This window comes from Photorhabdus khanii NC19 (assembly GCF_000517265.1).
GTDB classification, from domain to species: Bacteria; Pseudomonadota; Gammaproteobacteria; order Enterobacterales; family Enterobacteriaceae; genus Photorhabdus; species Photorhabdus khanii.
The window spans coordinates 25545-48376 of record NZ_AYSJ01000014.1 but is presented as its reverse complement, the minus strand read 5'-3'; the positions used below and the strand labels follow the sequence as shown (position 1 = coordinate 48376).

Sequence of the window (22832 nt, the reverse complement as noted above, 5' to 3'; positions counted from 1 at the left end):
GCAAAAATAGATTAGTTGAATAATATCGATTTCATAGTTAAATAAAATATTCTCCCTAATTGTCATTTCATTATATGGCAACATTGACAGAATATTTAAAACAGAATAATTCAATATTATATATAAGGTAAGAAAAATGGAAAAAGAATATAACCTATCGACTTCGCAATCCAATACAGAAAATACTAAATCAATAGGACCTTCAACAGATGCACTTAAAAATCGCTTTAAAGAGGGCAGTATTCCCCTACAAACGGATTATTCAGATCTGATTGATATTGCTGATATTGGCCGCCGGGCAATGGGCAAAGCTCCCGATCAGACGGATAACCCAAATTCAGGACTAGAACTGAATAATAACTCTGGACTATCAGTAAAAACTAATCCTACCGGTGGCTTAAAAGCAGATAAAGATGGATTAAGTGTGGGCGAAGGTAATGGTATTCAAGTGAATACAGGTAATATCGCTATCAAAGCGAAAAGCAATAGCGCTATTTCCGCTGATAAAGATGGCGTCGGTGTTCTATGTTGGAATGCAGGCGGTATCACGGTAACTGACGGTTATGGACTTTATTTAAAATTAAAAGGGGGTAATACCAGTAACGGTTGGAGTGGCGTAAGCGGATTAAGCTTGAGTACAGAAGGTTTAGCTGTTAAATGTTGGGATAGCGGTGGTATTCAAGTCACTGACAATACGGGTATTTATTTAAAACTAGAAGGAGGTGATACACATGATTCAAGTGGCACCAGTGGTTTGAGTTTAAGTAAAAATGGTGTAAAAGTTAAAGCGGGTAATGGTATTAATGTTGATGGGAATGGGGTTTCTGTAAAAGCCAGAGACAACACAATTAACGTTGATCCTACAGGGATATCCGTAAGACTTGGTTGGGGAATAAAAATAGGTGATGGATTAGATGTTAAGGCCGGCAATGGTATTACCGCTGATTGGAATGGTGTCTCTGTAAAATCCAAAGATAACACAATTAGCGTTGATCCTACGGGAATATCTGTGAATCTTGGTTGGGGGGTAAAAGTTGGTGGAGGATTGGATGTTAAGGCCAGCAATGGTATTAACGTTGATAGTAATGGCGTCTCTGTAAAAGCTAAGAATAATGGTGCTATTGCCGTTGATAACGAGGGAGTCGCTGTTAAATGTTGGGATGGCGGTGGTATTACAGTCACTGATGGTTCTGGTCTTTATTTAAAATTAAAAGGGGGTAATACCAGTAATGGTTGGAGTGGTGTCAGTGGCTTGAGCCTGAGTTCTGCCGGTGTAAAAGTTAAAGCTGGTAATTATATTAAAGTAGACAGTGATGGCGTAAGTGTTGATATCAATTCAATTGCATCAGCACTGGCTGACCTAATTATCCCTTCAGGAACAATTGTGCCATTTTATGGCAATTATGATAGCCCTCCTTCTGGTTGGGTATGGTGTGATGGAACTAATGGCACACCTGACTTAAATACTAATAGCAATAAACACGACTCAGTTGACAGTATTAATTTAATTTCAGGTGGGGGAGATACAAAGACTGATTTTTGGCAGTTAGAGTATGGAACACATGTAGTAGCAAATGTGTATTTTATGAGATATATCATGAAAAAATAGACTCGTTAATCAGTATAATATACTCCATATATAAAACTTTTATATTAATTACATTTATCAATTAAACATGAGATATTAATATGACTTCGGAGCCAAATCTGTTAAATCGGATTACCATTACTATTTCAGCTAATAATCAACAGGTAGCTAAAAAAGTATTACATGGCTCCCTGCTTAATCAAGCCAATATAAACAACCTATTTAATACATTCTTTACTAAATATCCCATCAATCAGGACATTTATTTAGAAACATTAACTCTGGATCTTGGTGAAATAAGTTTACATAATTTTAATTTACTATTCCCTGTACGATTTAACACTACGCTGAATAAAGCATTAAGCCAATATCAAACCAACAATCGGGAGAAAAAAACAGACCTAAAACAATCAAAACCACAGAAAATAACCAACACCTCATCTTTATTATATAATAATTTAATTGACCTTAAGAATTTCATTCATTATTTAAATCAGGAAAATTCCATATCAAATTCAATGGAGGTCATAGACAATCATCAAAATATTGATATCAATATTCAGAAATTAATTAATCAGTTAGCAGGCTCAGAAAATCAATTGGCACTACTATTGGCAAAAAGCTGTTTATCTGAACCAAGTCTGCAACGGTTGTTAAATCTCAATCAACCCGATTTATTAAACGCTATTAATCATAGACTATCCGACAAAATAAACAGGCTACAATATTCAGGGGAGCTCGTCTCCCCAGGGCAACTGATACTCAATGCTTTACAATATATACAACTAAATAGCACACAGGGGATACCCAAACTGGATGCGAAAGTGTTATTACATATCACTACTGCATTAGATGGCGGTACACTTAATGCAGCATCTATTATTACGTTATTTCGCCAAATTATCATTCACAATATTCCATTAAATAGTTGGTTAAAACAGATCTGGCAAACTATTTCTGTTGCAAGATTAAGTAAAAAACATCTATCTGATAAAGAATATCAATATTTATCAGAACGTTTTACTGCAAACTGTACAGATAAAAATCGTTCTGATATAGAGTTAACTACTGTTCACAAGAATATCTCGAAAATCCAACAGGAAAAATATTTACCTGAACATTCTATCTCAAATCATATGGATAAAAACACACTCGGTAAAAAATTAATTTCTACTTATCATGACAACATTAATACTCGGGAAGAACCATATTTATCTGAATATTTTACTCAAAACCATACGAATAGAAAGCAATCCAGCAAACAGTCAGTTATTACTGACATTAGCGGCAAAATTACTCAAGAAAATCAATATACTTCAGAACATTTGGTTTCAGTCCATGCAGATAAAAATAAATCTAGTAAGAAATTAGCCTTTACTCACGTTGATATTCAAAACATCCAGCAATATCAATATTCGACAAATCAAAAGTTAATATCAGAAAACCATAAGATATCATCAACATCAAATAATCTATCTGTTAAAGATAGTCAATGTAGCCAATTCCGAACTATCAGAAAAATACGTCCTGAATCAACTTTGTTATCCGGACGAATTCTTCCATATCAGGTGAATAACACCGGAATATTGATTTTATGGCCGATGCTACCCGCATTATTTAATCAACTTGGCTTACTTGAAGATCAAAAATTTATTCATCGTCAAGCCCAGTTTAGCGCGGTTAATTTCCTTAACTACTTGGTTTGGGGAAATGAAGAAATACAGGGAGAACGAAAGATTATGAATAACGTTCTGTGTGGATTAATGGTTGATGAAATGATTGAATTAACCCCTATTGAACCAGAAAAACAATTGATAATAAATCAATGGCTAGACGCCGTTATCAGCCAACTTCCTGGCTGGAAAAAGTTAAGCAGCAATGACGTTCGCCAACTGTTTTTACAACGACCGGGTGAATTGCTGATCAGTGATCAAGAAATCAAAATCACGGTAGAGCATCAGCCGTTTGATGTGCTATTAGCCGATTGGCCTTGGCCATTAAATATCGCTAAGCTTCCCTGGCTGGATCGCCCTTTAAAGATTGACTGGAAAAATATTTAGAAGGTTTATATGGACTACCTACTGACAAATAACCCCTGTAGCGTGACAGAATTACACTGGATTTATCCCCATCTGGAACGTATCGATCTGCTATTACAGCACTATTATTATCAAAAGGGAGATCAGTACGATTCATTACCGGAAAGTTTTTTACTGGCCGAAGAGGAAGTAGAACAGTGTTTAATATCACCGCAAGGTATGCCTCATTGGCTGACTAAAACGAATAATCCTATTCGCTATTCAGAAATCGAGGAAAGCCCTGCCCTTGATGCATTATCATTGTTGGTCAAACGTTTTGAACTGACCGAATTTGAGCGTGATGTTTTATTATTAGGTTTATTACCCCATTTCGATAGCCGTTATCATGCGTTATTTGCCGCTCTAAATGGTAGCAGTAAAAAACAGTGGCCCAGTTTTACTTTAGCCATTGAATTATTTAGCCAACGCCAAAGTGATCGGCAATTACTGCAAAACAGCTTGTTACCGCAAACACCGTTAATCAGTAACCAATTATTACGACTCAATAATCACGAAGAATCTATCTGGTTACAAACGCAATTTTTAACCCACAACGCAATCTGGCATTTTTTATCGGGACAACGAACACTTTTACCACCCCTAATAACCTGTGCTAACTGGCGTATTCCAGCCTCACATAATTGGTATCCGCAAACTCTTTATTCTTCTCTTGAAAAGATATTATTGAATGACACCGATGAAATACGCCCATTAGTCATACTCAGAGGAAAACAGGACAGCGCCAGAGAATTAGCGGTCAGCAATATTATGGCATCTCATGGTATTCATACCTTAGTCCTGGATTTAGCCCACCTGCCCGACGAAGAAAATAGTGTCACAATATTCATACTAACGGGCGCAATACGGGAAATTCGGTTACACGATGCTTGTTTACTCATCCGTAATTTTTCTTTGCTTGCAGAGGAAAAGAAAAGATTACACCATGAATTATCTGTTTTACTGAACCAGCCGCAATTAAAAATAATTTGCCTGACAGAACCGGGAGATGCATTAGTCTGGCTTAAACATTTACCAATGGTGCAAATTGATATGCCAGTAGCAACTTTAGCAGAGAGAAAAACAATGCTAAAAGCAAGTTTACCGGAGAATGTCGCTCAGGAAATCAATATTACTCAGCTCTGTCAACGTTTCTCCTTTACCGCAGAAACATTACCGATCATTCTTGAAGAAGCGCATCAATATCAAATGATTCGGCAACCAGAAGATCAAATAAAAGAAACAGACCTGCGTAAGGCATTAAGTTTTCGCGCTCAACAGAATTTCGGTAAATTAGCCCAACGAATCACCCCAAAACGCAATTTTAATGATTTAGTGATTTCAGATACATTGGCGCAACAGTTAAAAGAAATCATTGCGGCCACTCATTACCGTGACCAAATTCTAAGCGCTGGATTTCAGGAAAAAATCAGCTATGGTACCGGTATTAGTGTATTATTTTACGGAGAATCAGGTACCGGTAAAACCATGGCTGCCGAGGTAATTGCCGGTCATCTTGGCGTGGATTTAATTAAAGTGGATCTGTCTACCGTGGTGAATAAATACATCGGTGAAACGGAAAAAAATATCTCCCGTATTTTTGATCTGGCCGAAGCGGATTCCGGGGTGCTATTTTTCGATGAAGCCGATGCTTTATTTGGCAAACGCAGTGAAACCAAAAATGCCCAAGACAGACACGCTAATATTGAAGTTTCTTATTTATTACAACGGCTGGAGGATTATCCAGGGTTAGTCATTTTAGCCACCAATAACCGCAGCCATTTGGACAGCGCGTTTAACCGTCGCTTTACCTTTATTACCCGTTTTACTTATCCGAATGAAGCATTACGCAACAAAATGTGGCAAAAAATTTGGCCTGAACAGCTGATATTATCCAACGAAATTGATTTTGAACATCTGGCTAAACGGTCTGATTTAACCGGAGCAAACATTAGAAATATCGCTTTATTATCATCCATATTAGCCACAAATGATAATATTGGACAGATTGAAAATAAACATATAGAACGGGCCGTGATACTTGAATTAAATAAAACGGGCCGCTTGGTATTTTAAAAATTAAGTAGAATTGGAGTCAATATGACAACTATAATTTCTTCTGACAACGCGATTATCGAGATTAATAAAGCATTAAATGATATTCTAATTAAATATTTAAACATTCCTGGTCAGAATATTAATATCCGCTTTGACCTACCAGAAATTAACTCAATTCAATCAGAACCGACAGTCAGCGTATTTCTTTATGATATACATGAAGATCTGCAATTACGCTCTGCCGAAGCAAGACGTTATAACCCGCTAACCAGTACATTATTACCGGGATGGTTCAACATCAATTGTAACTATTTAATCACTTACTGGGATGCCAATAAACCGTCCAGCGACAGCTCCAGCCCGGACAGTCAGCCGGATAATCAGGCGGCACAAGTGATGACCCGCATTTTAAATGCATTGATTAATAATCGTCAATTAACCGGCATACCCGGCGCATATGCCCGCGTAATCCCACAACAGGAGAATTTAAATAGCTTAGGTAACTTTTGGCAGGCTCTCGGTAATCGCCCTCGCCTCTCTCTATTATATTCCATTACTGTACCGATGAAATTGCAAAATATTGAAGACAGTGTAACCCCAATAAGTAAAATATCCGCTTCTGTGAACCAAAAACCCAGTCTGGATAATTCACAAATAAACCAGGCTTTAATAGATAAATTATGCATGGAATTAGGCGGCACACAAGATGTACGTCTTGCCCTTGCTAAAGTGAATCTGACAACCGAGCCTGATACAGAAAATAATCAAAATCAAGAAGATGAAAGCGTTATTGTTGAAGTTTCCGGTATGACTAGTGCAACATATTTACCACAAATAAAAGATACACTTGAAAAATGGAAAAACAGCCAAGCGGCTATTGTTAAGATAAATGGTGTTGGTGTTGTTATTTCTAAAGAAAACTCTGATAGATTAACTGGAATTTAAAATTATTTTTATATTAAAATAACAAACAATCACTCACCTAATAAATAATTACTTATTAAAACTAATTATTTTTAATATATTTATTTCAGCTTTCCATGTTATAAATATGCTATTCATTCCTCGAATTCACTCTATAGATAAAATGGTAAAATAATGCAAAACGAATATAGTGAAAATACAGTAACAGACTTGCACCTGGAAGTGGGTTGTCACACCAAACCATCTAAACTGAGGGGGAGATTATCCCCCCAAGACGATAACGAAAATTCTACAGAATTAATAGATGATATTATAAAACTCCATAATGATCCCAAGGGAAACAAATTACTTTGGTATGATAATTGGGAGGATAAAATCATCGATAGAAATTCTGATGCTATACTTAAAGCAATTGATGAAAATGTTTCTCAATTCGGAGGACTTGAAGCTTATAAAGATATTGTTGGAGAAAACCCTTATGATCCCATTGAACCGGTTTGTGGCTTGTCTGCACAAAATATATTTAAATTAATGACCGAAGCAGAACAGGCGGTTAATCCTGTAGAACAATTTAAAAAAGAAAAAATAAACGGCAATGAGTTTTCCGAAAAACTTGATCAATTCAACGATTCGAGGAGCTATGTTGCATTAGTTAATGATCACCGATTTGGACATATGTTTCTGATTGATATTACATCAACCAGCCAAGGAATTGTAGGATATATTTATCAGTCAGATTTAGGCAATGGAATATTACCTGCACTTAAAATAGTAGACTGGTTAAGTTCCAGAGGAAAAGAGCCAATTAATGCTCATAAGCTAAAAAAACTATTAAGTAATGAATTCAATATATTATCTGAAAGTGAGCAAAAGGAACTCATTGCAGAATTACTTGAAATAAATAAAAACATATCCAACGTAAAGTTAGATAGATTTAAAAGAGATCAAGAAGTTAATATTTATTTAAGAGAATATGATAAAAACAATTTCTTTGAAAATATTGAAAACTTAAAAGCTAAACTTGGGATTTGACTTCCATTAATATATTAAGGAGCGATTATGCCTACATATAAAAACCAAGAAAAAACCAGTAAAACTAACAAGAATAAATGGCAAAAAAATGATTCAGATGAGGACAGCCAACTACCCAATGAATCCCTGACTCTCCAGCAAGATAAAAAAGGCCATACAGACAGGCAAATAAAAGGATTAAAACAATTTCTTGCGGATAGAAAAATTAACAAAGGGCATATTTCCCCACTGGAGAATAAAGGGTTATTAGTAGGTAGCGGTAATACACCTATCAACGTAAAAGTTACCGCTCATCGTTATGACAGCAACCAAGAGCTTGCACATGCGGTATCCTTAAGAAATGAGGAAAACTCTTTTCATGATGTGATTACAGGATTCCATGGGGACCAAGTGACATCTTCAGAATCGGGCTCAGGAACAATAGGAATACATTGGGGAAAAAACACGTTGGATCCCAATATTACCGGTATTAATGTAGCTAATGGCGCATCGGGAACCGTAGGAATAAGAATTGATTTAAAAGATATTCAGCCCGGATATCCGGTCATTGTCACATCCGGCGCGCTGAGCGGTTGTACCATGATATATGCCGTGAAGGGTAACTATTTCTTTGCCTATCATACAGGGCAGAAACCCGGTGATGATGAATGGAAAACAGGTCGGCAAGGCGTTACCACTACCCATCAAAGCCATAAAGCCCTTTTGCCGAACAGCGAACCCATTACGGTTAGCGAACATAACAACGATTTAATCAATGTTTTTGCAACATATGATCAGAGTGTTATTACCTATATGGGAAAAAAGGGAGTTGAAATTAACAATCCAGCAGAAACAGAAAATGTCAGCGTTTTTAACTATGACGAAAGCAAGCCTACAGAACCCTATCTTGGCAGGGTTGGCTACAGCTATGCGCTACTGGCTAACGATAAAGGAAAAATAAACGTCAAGGTATTGTCGGAAGATGCTATTGTTCCATCAAACAAGAAAGGCAATGCCATTAAAGTTATCAATTCACTCAAAAAACGGTTGTTATAACCATCAGAGGTTATTATTATCTCATCTAATTTCCACCAATTGATAATTTTATATAAACAAACTTTTACCTAATATATTAAGGAGAAATTATGCCTACATATAAAAACCAAGAAAAAACTGATAAATCTTGGCTAAAAGGTAATTCACAACGACTTTTAGCTTATAATCAACTGCCTAAAGATTATTATGTAAATCTACCATCTTCAATATATTTCTTATATCAACCTAACAGGTGATAATATGGAACACGAATACAGCGAAAAAGCACAGCAAAAGCAAAAAAAACGCCAATTACAGTCAAATAACGCAACTCATCATGATAGCAATCCATTGGAATTAGAACTGGAGAAAAACTCTAACTCCGTCACACCTGCCGATCATCATAAAAAATGGTTTACTTATGAAGGTGATAAAGAGGTGGAACTGACTACAGAAAGAATGAAAGAAATATTCTCAAATAAACAGCCTAAAATTATTATTGCTGGTGATGGTCATAATAAACCACCCTTTCAATACGCAAAAAATATACCTGATGTTAATAGCAGTTTTGATGCTGGTACACTTCAACTTTATATTGAGGCAACAGATGAACAGATAAACAAAAATAGATCGGAGTATACACCAAAAGAATTTATGGCAAAACCAAGCTGGTTTATGAATAAAAATAGGCGAGCTGGAATTGTTGGATGGGAGGATTCAGAGCTATCCAATGCCATGAAAGAGATGTTTGAGCTATCGGCAAAATCAATAAGTGAACCAGAGAAATTAACAGAAAAAGATATTTCCTCCTTTTATGAATTACATACGACTGCTATTCAGCATTTTTTACCCAATTTTAAGCAATTAAGTAATGAATTTCTTGAAATTATGGCGAAAGCTGGAAGTAACAAGGAATTAGATAAAATCGCTCTAGAAATGATGCGTTTCACTTCGGGTAGATGGCGTGATGAATATGTCAATCCAACGTTAGCAGAAAAAATTGCAAAACATGCCGCTGAAAATGAAAATCATACATTTGTTGTCTCCATAGGGGATGCTCACCTCAGTATTAATCCTATGCAGGAACATTTAAATAAAATGAGGAAAAAATTTAACTTTAAACACCAGATTATATTTACCCGAGATAAGGCCCCCACACTTCCTATCATCTAAAAAGCGGAAAAATAAATGGGTAGATATATAATCACCACTTTTATACCCTATAGATTTCAAGATGCATCGCGACGGCAAGGGAGCGAATCCCCTTTAACCGCGTTTCCGGGCTAGATATTTCTCGGCAAACGCAGTGAAACCAAAGACGCCCAAGACAGACATGCCAATATTGAAGTTTATTACAACGGCTGGGGAATTATAATGTACAAAAATGATATTTGTAAAGAAATACGCAAATCTTGCGAAAAAAAAACTTCAGATGCAACGTTATTAGATGCATTACATCTGGATATTCCTGATTCTAGAGCAATCATGTCTGCTTATAAGAAAAAAACACCTAAATTATCTGATTTTAGTGCAAAGACACAATTAATCCTCGACTCTTCAAGACAATTTGGTCAGCAAAAATCTGCAACAAAGCAACGTAATTTTTCTGTATCTGGTTTAAAAGCGAATGGTGCTCCTGGTGGAAGTTTTATTTATTCAAAAAAATCTTTAGATAATTTCGCTGCCCATGCAGGATATGTACACAATGATGATTATGATGATGAATTTGTCAATCTTAAGGATAATGATAGAAATTTAGCTGAAAGAAAACTATTTCCTGGTATTAAATTAGTTAAACACCATAAAGAATTAATAAAGAAAAATGGACAAGGACAAACGGAAATTCAACCAACAGATGAATCTATAGCATATATAATCACTGACTCTACATCCTTTATTTCAGGGATAAAGGATATGTATGAGAAAGCAGGAAATTCTTTACATCCAATAATTGAATCCTTAATTAAACAGCACATGATTAATAATGCAGGTGTATTACCCACGATGGCTGGTATTGCTGGTTTGCATGCAGAGGTACAAGCCCTTAACCATTTATTAACTTTAAATGATGAACGGGAAGGGAAAGCTATTGGAAGTCGAAAAATAGGCGAATATATGCGGGATATGCTGGAATCATCTATTTTTACTCAACGACTGACAACAAGACAAGCTGGAAGTGATTTTGCTGCTTGCCATAATTGCTCCGGAATATTATCGGCACCAGTCAATGTTGTTACTGGTAAGGTAGAAAGTGCGGGAAGTCATTTTTCATCAACAATATCTGAGAATTATAAGACAAAAGAATCACCAGTATAAGCCTGTAATTTAAATAGATGATTCACTTTCTATATTTTTAAGGAGCGCGTTAATCTGCTTAACGGGCTTCTTATCATTCTGTTGTCAGAAAAGGTAATCTTGCCAGAATTTACCCACAAAACGCTTATTTATTTAATTATCTTCCCTGAAAATTTCCGCCACTTACCTGCTCTAATGATTTAAGTAAATATTTAGCATTAGCTGGTAAATGTAGCAAATAAATAATAAATTCCACTGCCCTCTATTTCTATCTCCATAGATATTTCATTCAAATATTGCAAAAAAATAATCTAGAATTATTCTCCAAACTATAACTGTTTTATTTATTAATATAAACAACCCACTAAACATTTAACAGTCACTATTATTAATTGATGTTGCGTCTAAAAATTCATCTCCCATAATTATTTTGTTTCACAGAGAATTATTTAAATAACCATTGGATAAATTTTTAAATATAAATAATAACATCTATAAATCATGTTATTGCGGTAGCTATACCCTTGAATCAAAACTAATGAAAACAAAGTAATAAACGTTTTTTATATCTTAAATGTAAATAGTAAATAAAGGAAAAAATCATCAATTTCATTGTTGAACAAAACAACTCAATATCATATACAAGGTGATAAAAATGGAAAAAAAATATAACCGGTCCACTTCAGAATCCAACACAGAGAATACCAATACTATGGATCGCCATATAGTTGGTAAAACGCCCGGTCGGACTAATAACCCAAATTCAGCGCTAAAACCGGGTGATGAGTATACACAGGCAATAAAAATTAACCCGGATGGCGGCTTAAAAGCAGATAAAGATGGACTAAATGTAAAAGCGGGTAATGGTATTAAAGTAGACAGTAACGGTATCAGTATTGATCCCAATAATGTACTGCCAAAAGGAATGATTATGATGTTCTCCGGTACTCATGCTCCTACAGGCTGGGCTTTTTGTGATGGTAATAATGGAACCCCAGATTTAAGAAGTCGTTTTGTCATGTGCGGGGAAACTATCTCTGAAACAGGGCAAAGCAGTAGTAAAGCCAATGGTAGTGGCACCGGAAAGAACTTTTTCAAAAATACAACATCAACTACAGTTTCGGTAAATGTTACTGTGGGAAATACAGCATTAACAGAAGCACAAATACCTAGTCATAAACATATTGGGGGGATGGCTTATGTGAATTATAATGGAATGAAATATGGTTATAATTACCCTGGTGGCACTAATATGAAACAAATACTTAATCAATCTGACACAGTAATGGCTGCTTACGACGCTCCTTATTACGCATATACATCAAACACAGGAGGAGGACAAGGACATAATCATTCGGCAACAGCATCGTCCCCTTACCACAATCATAACGTTGATATAATTCCACCTTATTATTTATTAGCTTTTATTATGAAACTTTAATTCCGTTGTACCAAAAAGATTTAAATTATCTCTCATTTTCTAACCACAAAGGATATATAACAATGAATATATCTAGTTATTTCTTCCTGAATGAAGAAAACATTAAATTCAATAATCAATGTTTAAATACATACATTAGTTACCCCCAACCCATCAGTAAAGATTGGCCCAATCTGCCTGCCGGGTTTCAAAGATATATTGACGATATTATTAATTTAAATGGTTTTTTATATTTTTTTAAAGGTTCACTATATCTTAAATTCGATATCGCGAAAGCACAGGTCGTTGATGGACCGAACTTCATTATAGATGGGTGGCCTGGATTAAAAGGAACAGAACTGGAAAATGGAATAGATGCAGCCATAGAATTGACCACAAACACCGTCTGTTTCTTTAAAGGTGAACATTGTGTAGATTACACCATCGATTTACACACAATTAAGACCAACACTATTTCAGATCGGTGGGGAATGACCGGGAAATATACAGCATTTAGTAGCAATCTGGGTGCTGTTATTTCATGGCCAGATATCGATGGAAATTTTATTTATTTTTTCAAAGGTGATTCTTTTATTCGGTTCGACCCAAATTTGAATGCACTTGATGCCGGGCCAATCATCATCTCCAGCGATAATGAGGGTTGGAGAGGGTTAACCTTCAAAAATATTCAATCGGCAGTATCGGTCGATACCGATTTATTAGGCAGCCACCGAGACAATAATGCAGGCAATAGTAAAGTCTGTAATGGAACATGTGGTACTAATGACACGGGTAAACATTGTTTCAAGTTACCTCAAAGTATTAGATTTGGCCTGACAGCCTACGCTAATAAAAATATTCCGCAAACTGTAAAAGTATATATTGACGATCTTCTGGTAGATACATTAACCGGTAAAGGACAAAATAATCTAATGGCAACTAAAGCCTACACATCAGGTACAGGCAAGGTCTGTATTGAGATTGAGGGGGATGGCAAACCATGCAAGCTTCGTTATTTCGATAATATATTTGATGGAAAACCGGGAACCGCTATTATCGGTGCTGAAAATGGTAACAATAGTCATTACAATGATAGCGTGGTGTTCTTGAATTGGCCTCTGACATAAACTAAAAATACTTAGGTAAATGTCACTATCAATAAATAAAATCAATATTATTGCGCCCTCCGGGGCGCATTTTTTCCTACTCATATGACTACCGTAAAATAAATAGTAGTATTTGGCGGATTATCCTGATTTTATTTACTCTTAAAAATTTACAAATAATTTCAGACAAGAAATATGAAGTACTACCCCACTAATAATGATACCGGCAAGAAAGAATAATCAATCGATCACCTTCCACTTTATAGATTAGCCTATGCTTATCGGTAATACGACGTGACCAATAACCTGTAAGATTATGTTTCAATGGCTCAGATTTACCAATACCACGGAATGGCGTTCTCTCTATATCTTTAAGAAGCGCGTTAATCCGCTTAACGGGCTTCTTATCATTCTGTTGTCAGAAAAAGTAATCTTGCCAAAATTTACCCACAAAATGCTTATTTAATTAACCTCAGTTCTGCTTAAGAACAGAGATTTCAGAAGCACGTAGATTCAGACTCGGTCTTATCGCTTGGAATGTAAATGTGCCGCTTCTATGCGTTTCGTGCATTGACTCACGCATTTTTATGCCGATAACGTATCAACAGTAAATTTGTCGGACATGTGTTCAAGCTCACTCTGGCTCAGTCCAGTAATTTTCATCGCCGTTTCACGGTCGATACTCATACTTTGGTGACTGTTCTGACAGTCACCGTAAGATCCTCTTTTAACACGAATCGTTGAATGCTGATTAAGAGCTCTCAATACGAGTTAGTGGCGCATTTGCTCAAGTTCGTTTTGGCTCAACCCGGTGGTTTTCATTTTCGTTTCACGGTCGATACCCATGTCGATCATCGCCCACGCGACTTTCAAGATCCCCCGTTTTTCGCCTTCCTGCAATCCTTCCTGACGTCCTTCCTGACGTCCTTCCTGACGTCCTTCCTGACGTCCTTCCTGGCGTCCTTTCTGCTCGAGTTTCTGCGCTATTGTCATCAGTACCTCCTCATACTTCGGGGACTGTTCTGCCAGTCGCCGGATAAAACCCTCTGGATCGGCGGTATCTCCCGCCTGTAATAAGTAGTTTAGCACGCTTTTTAGCTGTTCATCCGTATAGTAATCATACGTCAGCAGTATGACCAACTCTTGCAGCAACTCTGCCATATCTCGCTGCCGGATATGCTTTTGCACCATTTCCAGTAGCGCGACCCGTTTGTGCGTCAGGATTGCATCATCAGGAATTACCGTCACATCTACCAGCGGGAATTTATTGGAATAGATTTCCTCCGCCAAGGCCGGATCATCGAAACAGTCGAGCCAATGGGTACTCCAGGGATACGGCTGTATTTTCCCGTGATAGAACAACACCGGAATAACTAGCGGCAATTTTTCATGTCCCTGTTCCAGATGCCGCTGCATTGCGGAAATACTGTATCGCATCAGCCGGAATGCCATCATCTTATCCGGGGAACTCTGGTGTTCGATCACGCAATATACGTATCCGTCACCCTGCGCTGTTTTCAATGAATACAAAATGTCGGAATAATGCGCACGCAAATTGCCTTCAATAAACGACCCTGATTCCAACCGCAGTGTATCCAGATCACAAACTGCCCGTAATGTCGCAGGCAAATGGATCTCCAAAAAGTCTCTGGCAGTATCAATATGACTTAAAAACTGTTTAAAAACAGCGTCATGTGGCGTTGGTGTATTTTTTCTCTTCATCGGTGAATGGTAGCATACTTTCTTTTATATTGAAGGAATATTAAGCAAAAAACCAAGCGGACTGAATAATATGTCCTTTTCTCGTATCAATAATATCTAATCTGATAAGCAGAAAATAAACTGTACAATCTCAAGCTAAACTATCTATTGCGCCATCCGTGGCGCAATCTCTTTATTTTCTCTATCAATGACTATCGCAAGTCATCCATTTAATTAAGCGTTAGCATCTGAAATCAATTGAGTTGCCAGAGCATCCTGCCCAAATCCCCGCAGCCCGACCACATGAACATGTTCGTGGTTTTTAAATACTTTACGCACCAATTTATAGGTGGTCCCTTTTTCAGGGCTGATATTTTCTGGTGCAGCGATAATTAACTGCATTTGCAGGCGTTCGCATAATTCAAACAAAGTAGCGATAGATTTGGCATCCAAACGCGCCGCTTCATCCAAGAACAGCAACCGACAAGGGGAAATATCCTTACCACGCAAACGGCGAGATTCCTCTTCCCAACTCTGCACCACCATCACCAGAATCGACATGCCGGTACCAATCGCTTCACCGGTAGACAGCGCCCCACTCTCTGCTTTCAGCCAACCATCCGATCCGCGGTTAACTTCAACATCCAGTTCCAAATAGTTACGGTAATCCAGCAATTCTTCACCTATGGTTTGTGGCAAACGCTGCCCCATATCCACTTGCGGATTCAGACGCTGATAAAGTTTTGCCATTGCCTCTGAGAAGGTCAATCGCTGGCTGTTAAACAGGTCCTGATGTTGTTCCTGCTGTTCAGAAAGGACATCCAGCAATATTGCATGGCTTTCACGCACATTCACATTTAACCGCACACCACGAACCTGACCAAAGGAGACGGCTTGTAATCCCTGATTCAGCATACGAATACGGTTCTGCTCACGCTGAATGGTTTTGCGGATAATATTCGCCACACTCTTCGAACTGATAGCGAGTTTTTGCTCGCGGGCAGTCAGCTCTTCCGTCAGACGGGCCAGCTCAATTTCCATCTGTTCAATCGCGTCAACCGGATCGTCAGTGCGGATAATGTCCTGACGAATACGTTCACGCAGATGCTGATAAACAGCTATAAAGAACTGTACCTTACGTTCAGGCCGTTTGGGATCTTCCGATAAACGCAAAGCATCACGCAGATGTTCGTTATCAGCCACCGCCAGACGCAATGCCCCCAACGCTTTATCCGACATGGAACGTAACGCGCCACCCTCCATATACGCCAGTTCACGGCGATGCAGGCGACGCTCAACACCATTGTCTTTCACCATGCGCATCACTGCGCACCAGCCTGCTTTAGCAGAAACCACCTGTTCACGGATCTGATAGTAATCGCGTTCCAGTTTCCGCAGTTTTTTCTGCACGCTTTCCATTTCCGCTTCACAGAAGGCGATCTGCTTCTCAAGCTGATTGACTCTGGAACGGTTAACGCTGAGTGCTTCATGGAGTCGATCACGACGCTCGCGGGCGCGAATTTCAGCATTCGCATCCGCCTGCACACCGATATCTTTCATCTCCTGTAGCAGCTCTTTCAGCATATCCTGTTTGGTTTCATAGGAGCTTTTCAGGGATGCCAGCACTTGGTTAAACTGGGAATACTGCGCTTGCTGTTGACGCAGTTGTTCACGGGCGCGGCTGCGATCCGATTCCGCATGTTCCAGACGCTGACGCAGTTTGTCATTCAAATCCGCATTTTCACTGAGCATACCCGCAGAATCACTGTAGCTGAAATGCGCACGGCGCTGCACGATTTCCACCAGCGCAAAAGCCTGTTGTTTAGCCTGATGCTGGCTCTGTTTGGCGATTGCATAATCCTGTTGCAACTGTTCATGTTGCTGTGGATCACTTTGCAAAACCGCAACCATAGGTTCCAGTTTTGTCAGCGCCGAACCATGTTGTTGCAGGAAACGCGCGGCTTCCTGCGCTTCGTCCCTCTCTTCGCGCACTTCTTCTACGCGATCAATTAAAGTTTCATCCAATAACAGAGTCACTTGAGGGATCAATCGGTTTAATGTCGTCAGGCTTTCTTTCGCCTGTGTATATTGCTGGCGCTGCTGTTGAGTCTGCTCTTCAAACCGGGACACTTCACGTTCCAGTTCCGTATGGCGCTGTTTCAGTTCACGGATTTCAGCTTCCGGATCGGTATCAAATGCCACCGACAGGTGTTTACCAACAAACTGACTGAACGCCTGATGAGCACGCTGAATTTTCTGCACATCAAAAGAGAGCGTGGCATAACGCTCTGCCAAAGCATCACGCTCCAGGTTCAAGGCTTCCAAACGGTTTTCTCTGGCGGCGCGACCAAACAGCGGCAATTCAGGGTAACGGGAATAACGCCATTGGCGGTCGGAAGATTTGACCAATACCGCATTGGTCTGCTCTTCAGCATCAAATACGCTGTCATCAAAGGATTGTGGATCCCCTTCAATTAAGTAGAGATCTTCCGGGCAATCTTCCAGCGTTTCAAGATGCGGACGTACCAGAGAAAGATCCGGCACCACAATGCCGTGACGTGCCGGTCCATACAGGGCAGAGAAATACGGCGCATCATCAATGGTGATATCGTCATAAATTTCTGACAGCAAAACCCCGCCGAAACGTTCTGCCAACGCAATCATCCGGCTGTCTTCCGCGCCGCTTGGCTGACTGAGGCGCTCGATTTGCTTTTCCAGCTCACGTTTTTGCGCCGCAACTTCATCACGCTCTACCGTAGCTTCACGCTCACGCTCAAGCAACTGCTGCATATATTCGGTTACGTCATTACTGCTTGCCAGTGCCTCACCACTCTGTTCACACAATTGGTTCAGAGTATCCTGCGCAGCCAGCCAAACCGGTGCACGGGCAGTCAGTGACTGAATTTTCTGTTTCAGTTGTTCAAGTTCCTGACGCATCTCCATGCGGCGTTCACCGCTTTCATTGACGCTTAGGCTTAACGCTTCTTGCCGGGCTTCAAGTTCATTTTGCAACGCTTCCAGATCTTCAGCCTGATACTGACGCCCCTGGCGCTGACAAAATTCGCTCAATAAACGCTCTGCGTTCTGCTGGTTGTTCAGCCGCTGTTCCAGTTCAGACAACCGTATCCGCAATGGCTGTACCCGATCGGCCAGATGTCGTTGTGATGGCCAATCACGCAGCAATTCGCGGGCACTCTGCCATGCTTCACTGCGGCTGGTTTCACCAACGATGCTTTTGACCAGTTGATACGCCTGTTCGAACTGATTATGCGCCGCGTCCGCAATACTTAATTTCTGCTCCAGCGCCAACAGGGATTCTGTCGCCTGCTGCTCTTTAGCCTGAAAGGTTGCCAGCCACTCTTCTGCGTTATCAACGGAAAGATCCGGTAACCGGCAAAGCTCACGGGCACGTTCCAGCGCTTGTAATGCCTGTTGATACTGAATAGCCCGAGTTTGCTGAACATCCAGCGCTTGCTGGTAATCCGCTAACTGGCTTTTCAGTTCATCCACTTCCTGTTCCGCCGCTTCCGCTCTGGCTTCATATTCAGCCTGAAGCTCTCCTGCTTCTTCAACAACGTCTGTCTGTTCCTCCAGACGGTAAGACAGCTCTTCCAGATCCGCTTGATAACGGTCGATTTTTTCCTGCTGGCGCATGGCAGTCTGCACCAGATTCAAGTGGTCACTGGCAGCCTGATGATCAGTTTCTAAATCAGACGAGGTGCCACTCTGTTCAGCCAGTTCACGAGCCATTTCGACATGACGATACTGCTCAGTCACCAGTTGTTTATGGCTGCCAAATAGTTCACCACGCAATGCTAACGCTTCATCCAGATGAGTGCGGCGCTCATTGGCATGGCGCATATAATCGGCGGAAACGTAGGAAGTTGCTTCAGTGATCAAATGTTTGAACAGATCGCGATCAGATTGGGTTACCCGAATGGCTTCCAGCGTTATGCGGTTTTCACGCAATGCGGCTTCCATATCCTGAAATGCCTTGCGGACACCGCTATTTTCCGGCAACAGGTAATCGCGCAGGGAGCGGGTTATCGCACTGGAGATACCACCGTACAGGGAAGCTTCGATCAGACGATAAAACTTGCTGCGATCACTGGCTGAACGCAGGCGTTTGGGGATCACGCCCAAATCAAACATCTGCGCATGATAATCCGTAATGGAGTTAAATTGTTTGAACTGCACGCCTTCCATTTCATCAAGACGGTCTTTCAGTTCATTCAGCGGCAATACACGCGCCTGTCTTTCACCCACATTTTCAGTCAATAACTGAGTGGGTTGGATAGCCGTCGGCAGGCCCTGAATCATAAAGGGTTTGATATCAACTTTGCGGTCACGGCCCGCCACTTGTTGCAATCTCACCCCAACCACCACCCGCTGATGGCGGGAGTTAATCACATCCAGGGTTGAGTAACAGACTCCCGCGCGTAACTTGCCGTGCAAGCCTTTATCACGGGAGCCGGAAGTGGCACCCGCTTCTGTGGTGTTACGGAAATGGAGCAGCGTCAAATCAGGGATAAGCGCGGTGACAAATGCCGCCATCGTGGTGGATTTACCCGCGCCATTACCGCCTGATAAGGTGGTCACCAGTTCATCAAGATCAAAAGTTCTGGCAAAAAAACCATTCCAGTTAACCAGCGTCAGCGAACGAAATTTACCGCGTTCAATCATGGTTGTTCATCTCCCGCACCCTCTGCTGAATTACCCTGTGTTTCATCATTTTCACTGTCATCAAGCGACAAGCTGCCTTCAACCGGCATTGCCTCACCATCACGGATCATCCTCAGTTGTACTTCACGAGGATCGTCGCCACTGCGTACATCAGCACCAAAACGGAATACCGCCTCAGTGAGGGTAAATTTGTTGCTGTCATTCGCCAAGAAATAGACCATGCCCAAACGACGCAGACGGTTGAGCGTCGTGCGCACTTTTTCCTGTAATTTCTGTTTATCCAGATCCGAACCGGAAGAACGCTGGTTGACAAACTTCATCAGTTTGCTCTCATCAGCCAGCGAGATCAGTTCTTCATACAGTTCCTGAGAGGTAAAAATCCCCTGATTAGCCAGCCGTTCAGGGCTGAGATAGAGATAACAGAGGATTTTGCCGACCATCATATCCAGCTCTGATAATACCGAACGGGGGATCAAGGTGGTCGAACGGGGCCGCAGATAGAAGAAGCCTTCCGGTGCACGGATCAACTCCACATTATAGCGGGCGTAAAATTCTTCCAATTGCTCCTGAAAATCCATCAGAAAAGCGTGATTATCAAGATCATCTATCCCGATATGACGGCCCGAGCGAAGCTGGCTGTCCAGTTCCGGGAAAAGTGAATTGGCTAACGCCTGTGCCAGTTTAACCGGCATAAATTGTTCAATATGTGTCGATGACATGTGCCTGTACCTTGGCTCCGTAATCATTAATCGCTAACCATTCCGCTGGCAACCCAGAGAAATCCGCTTCTGCAACCCCCAACCGCACAGCCTGATCCACCAAAATACGCGCCACATCAAAGTGACGGGGAAGCGGATGTTGAGCAAGGTAGTCTCTTAGCACCGCCCCCAAATCCAGCGGGCGTTGCTCCTGCTGATAGATCAACAGGGCTTTTTCAATCATTGCCGCCAGTTGATCGTTTATTTCACTGAATTCTTCATATTCCAGTTCTAATGGCAGTTCGCCGGTCACTTCTTCATTACGTAACGCCAGTTCTTGATCACGCATATCCAGTAAACGCTCTGCGTTGGCAACGGTGAGTGTCCACGGGTTAGCAAAATAGTGCTGCACTGATTGACGTAAGCGCTGAGAGAAAATCCGGTTTTTATCCATATCAATCGCGGTACGGATAAATTTGTGAACGTGGCGGTCGTAGCCGATCCATAAGTCAATCGCCTGCTGACCCCAACTGATAATACGGTCCAGTTTGCTTTGCAGATCAAATACCAGTTTATCAACCAGCTCTGATCCGCCACTGCCCATATTCGCATCCTGAATACGCAGCAAATTGGCCTGTAGTTTATCTCCCGCCGCTTCCAGTGTGTCTTGCAGCTCCCGCAATGTCCCTGATGTTTCTGATAACAGCTGTTCACAGTTGGCAATCGCGGCTTGCCAGTCTTGATTCAGCAACGCCGCGATATCTTCTTTAACGAAGTTTTGCTGTTCGTCCATCAGACGTTGGGACATATCAATGCTATCGAAGATTTCCGCGACAGAATATTTCAGCGGCGCAAAGACGTTGCGATGCCAATGAAATTCATCTCCCCCTTCTTCCGCCGCCTCTGCCGCCCGGTGCAACTCATTTGCCACAATCGAAAGCTGCATAGAGAGGCGTAAGGTAGAAAATTCCCGCTGACGAATGTAGTAGTCACTGATACTGATGCCAAGCGGTGTTAAGCGATAGATTGCGTTGCCATCGGCCAATTCACTGGTAAAGCGGTTAAGCAGTTTCTGGCGCACCATGTCATTGATGGCGTTATTAGCCCGCACCGCGACGGATTCCGCCGTTTGCTCGAATCCTTTGCAAACTTCACGAAAAGCGTCAATCAGCTCCCCTTCGCTCATCTCACCATCAAGACGCTCGCTGTTTAGTACCGCGATTGCCATCAGAAAAGCCAGCCTTTCCACCGGCAAGGAGATGGAAAAATCATTTTTCCTGGCCCAGGACACCAGTTCCGGGATAGTCTGGGAATATTCACTCATAATTCATCCTTTAATGCCGGCTTGCGTGCCATTACATGAATGTAACGCCCCAAACTGATATAAGGCTCCTGTCGGCAATAACGCTGTTCTAATTCCAGCAACGCTGGAAAGTTTTTGCTCTGTAATTGGCGACTTTGCAAATAGTCGTGAAAAACACGCACCCCGGTTTTACCGGTAATCACCATATTTAATTCATCAAGCCATTGATATACCTGTTCAGGCACCAACGGATTCTGAGGAGACAGTGAACGTTTTCTGCGACGCGGCATATTAGGTGTCGCCAAATGAAAATTACCTAAAATAGCATTACGCATGACCAAACCATTGGCATTGTAAAACATTAAAGACAGCGCGCCGCCAGGATTAATGATATTCGTTAACACTTCTATTGCATATTTCTGATCGGTAATCCATTCCAGTACTGCATGAAACAATACCAGATCTACCGGCTGTTCTATATATTGGCTAATTTCTTGTACCGGGCTTTGTATAAATTGCATATTTTGGCTGACCCCTTTTTCTTCAGCGGTCAGCTTTGCCCGTTGGATCATTTCTTCTGATAAATCGCAAAGTATCACCTGATGACCCAGTTCAGCTAATTGGCATGCCATATTCCCTTCACCGCCACCCGCATCTAAAATACGCAGTGGACGTCGTGGTAATTGAGCCAGTAATTCGCTGATATCCTGCCAGACAACGGCTTGCCTGATTTTACCTTTGGTTGTGCCGTAAATATTACGAGAGAATTTGTCTGCAATATCATCGAAATTGCGATCCCGCATGAAAAACTGCCTCACTAATGGAATAGATCTGATTTATCTGTTGAGATTTCATTATGCCAACTGCTATTTTGGCACAGCATTCATTGACATAACCACTTTTGACTACAAATCGTGGGCCAGATGGCTATAATT

15 protein-coding genes and 1 pseudogene are annotated in these 22832 nt (G+C 40.7%); 10 read left to right on the top strand and 6 right to left on the bottom strand.

Annotation, left to right across the window (positions count from 1 at the left end; genetic code table 11):
* The first annotated feature begins 136 nt into the window (after positions 1-136).
* From PTE_RS22925 to PTE_RS15735, 10 genes are all read left to right on the top strand, one after another.
* A complete protein-coding gene (locus PTE_RS22925) occupies positions 137-1609 on the top strand; it encodes a hypothetical protein (RefSeq protein WP_051477432.1) in 1473 nt (490 codons plus the stop codon).
* Positions 1610-1689: 80 nt separating this feature from the next.
* Positions 1690-3648, top strand: coding sequence for a contractile injection system tape measure protein (locus PTE_RS15775; protein ID WP_036848611.1), 1959 nt, complete (start codon positions 1690-1692; stop codon positions 3646-3648).
* A 9-nt stretch (positions 3649-3657) separates the two neighbouring features.
* Positions 3658-5739 (top strand): ATP-binding protein, encoded by a 2082-nt coding sequence (locus PTE_RS15770; protein WP_036848608.1) that lies wholly within the window; start codon positions 3658-3660, stop codon positions 5737-5739.
* A 24-nt stretch (positions 5740-5763) separates the two neighbouring features.
* On the top strand, positions 5764-6666 hold the full coding sequence (locus tag PTE_RS15765; protein WP_036848605.1) for a Pvc16 family protein: 903 nt from the start codon (positions 5764-5766) through the stop codon (positions 6664-6666).
* A 153-nt stretch (positions 6667-6819) separates the two neighbouring features.
* Positions 6820-7677, top strand: a complete 858-nt coding sequence (locus PTE_RS15760; RefSeq protein ID WP_051477431.1) for a cycle-inhibiting factor — start codon at positions 6820-6822, stop codon at positions 7675-7677.
* A 27-nt stretch (positions 7678-7704) separates the two neighbouring features.
* The gene (locus PTE_RS15755) at positions 7705-8712 is read left to right on the top strand and encodes a cytotoxic necrotizing factor Rho-activating domain-containing protein (protein ID WP_036848602.1); all 1008 of its coding nucleotides are present in this window, start codon (positions 7705-7707) and stop codon (positions 8710-8712) included.
* A 240-nt stretch (positions 8713-8952) separates the two neighbouring features.
* The gene (locus PTE_RS15750) at positions 8953-9864 is read left to right on the top strand and encodes a hypothetical protein (RefSeq protein WP_036848599.1); all 912 of its coding nucleotides are present in this window, start codon (positions 8953-8955) and stop codon (positions 9862-9864) included.
* A gap of 201 nt (positions 9865-10065) precedes the next feature.
* A complete protein-coding gene (locus PTE_RS15745; RefSeq protein ID WP_036848596.1) occupies positions 10066-11007 on the top strand; it encodes a YwqJ-related putative deaminase in 942 nt (313 codons plus the stop codon).
* 634 nt (positions 11008-11641) lie between these two features.
* Entirely contained in the window at positions 11642-12427 is a 786-nt protein-coding gene (locus tag PTE_RS15740) for a tail fiber protein (protein ID WP_051477430.1), read from the top strand.
* Between the two features lie 62 nt (positions 12428-12489).
* Positions 12490-13533 carry a fucose-binding lectin II gene (locus PTE_RS15735; RefSeq protein ID WP_036848593.1) on the top strand — a complete coding sequence of 348 codons (1044 nt, stop codon included), beginning with the start codon at positions 12490-12492 and terminating at the stop codon, positions 13531-13533.
* A gap of 190 nt (positions 13534-13723) precedes the next feature.
* Here PTE_RS15735 and PTE_RS23935 read toward each other — a convergent pair.
* The 6 genes and pseudogenes from PTE_RS23935 to cmoM form a co-directional block, all read right to left on the bottom strand.
* Positions 13724-13963 (bottom strand): annotated as a pseudogene (locus PTE_RS23935) (Txe/YoeB family addiction module toxin).
* 320 nt (positions 13964-14283) lie between these two features.
* Positions 14284-15234, bottom strand: coding sequence for an Rpn family recombination-promoting nuclease/putative transposase (locus tag PTE_RS15730; protein ID WP_036848591.1), 951 nt, complete (start codon positions 15232-15234; stop codon positions 14284-14286).
* 213 nt (positions 15235-15447) lie between these two features.
* Positions 15448-19896, bottom strand: a complete 4449-nt coding sequence (gene mukB, locus PTE_RS15725; protein ID WP_036848587.1) for a chromosome partition protein MukB — start codon at positions 19894-19896, stop codon at positions 15448-15450.
* Complete coding sequence (gene mukE / locus PTE_RS15720; RefSeq protein WP_036848584.1) at positions 19893-20615, bottom strand: chromosome partition protein MukE; 723 nt, start codon at positions 20613-20615, stop codon at positions 19893-19895. Before mukE ends, mukB begins: the two co-directional genes overlap by 4 nt.
* Positions 20596-21918: a chromosome partition protein MukF gene (gene mukF / locus PTE_RS15715; RefSeq protein ID WP_036848581.1), complete on the bottom strand. Its 1323-nt coding sequence runs from the start codon at positions 21916-21918 to the stop codon at positions 20596-20598. The genes mukE and mukF overlap by 20 nt, the downstream gene beginning before the upstream one ends.
* A complete protein-coding gene (gene cmoM, locus PTE_RS15710) occupies positions 21915-22700 on the bottom strand; it encodes a tRNA uridine 5-oxyacetic acid(34) methyltransferase CmoM (protein ID WP_036848579.1) in 786 nt (261 codons plus the stop codon). Before cmoM ends, mukF begins: the two co-directional genes overlap by 4 nt.
* Positions 22701-22832: the final 132 nt, after the last annotated feature.

Coding starts and splice junctions, on each gene's coding strand:
- PTE_RS22925 (WP_051477432.1), top strand. CDS start 137: ATGGAAAAAGAATATAACCTATCGACTTCGCAATCCAATACAGAAAAT.
- PTE_RS15775 (WP_036848611.1), top strand. CDS start 1,690: ATGACTTCGGAGCCAAATCTGTTAAATCGGATTACCATTACTATTTCA.
- PTE_RS15770 (WP_036848608.1), top strand. CDS start 3,658: ATGGACTACCTACTGACAAATAACCCCTGTAGCGTGACAGAATTACAC.
- PTE_RS15765 (WP_036848605.1), top strand. CDS start 5,764: ATGACAACTATAATTTCTTCTGACAACGCGATTATCGAGATTAATAAA.
- PTE_RS15760 (WP_051477431.1), top strand. CDS start 6,820: ATGCAAAACGAATATAGTGAAAATACAGTAACAGACTTGCACCTGGAA.
- PTE_RS15755 (WP_036848602.1), top strand. CDS start 7,705: ATGCCTACATATAAAAACCAAGAAAAAACCAGTAAAACTAACAAGAAT.
- PTE_RS15750 (WP_036848599.1), top strand. CDS start 8,953: ATGGAACACGAATACAGCGAAAAAGCACAGCAAAAGCAAAAAAAACGC.
- PTE_RS15745 (WP_036848596.1), top strand. CDS start 10,066: ATGTACAAAAATGATATTTGTAAAGAAATACGCAAATCTTGCGAAAAA.
- PTE_RS15740 (WP_051477430.1), top strand. CDS start 11,642: ATGGAAAAAAAATATAACCGGTCCACTTCAGAATCCAACACAGAGAAT.
- PTE_RS15735 (WP_036848593.1), top strand. CDS start 12,490: ATGAATATATCTAGTTATTTCTTCCTGAATGAAGAAAACATTAAATTC.
- PTE_RS15730 (WP_036848591.1), bottom strand. CDS start 15,234: ATGAAGAGAAAAAATACACCAACGCCACATGACGCTGTTTTTAAACAG.
- mukB (WP_036848587.1), bottom strand. CDS start 19,896: ATGATTGAACGCGGTAAATTTCGTTCGCTGACGCTGGTTAACTGGAAT.
- mukE (WP_036848584.1), bottom strand. CDS start 20,615: ATGTCATCGACACATATTGAACAATTTATGCCGGTTAAACTGGCACAG.
- mukF (WP_036848581.1), bottom strand. CDS start 21,918: ATGAGTGAATATTCCCAGACTATCCCGGAACTGGTGTCCTGGGCCAGG.
- cmoM (WP_036848579.1), bottom strand. CDS start 22,700: ATGCGGGATCGCAATTTCGATGATATTGCAGACAAATTCTCTCGTAAT.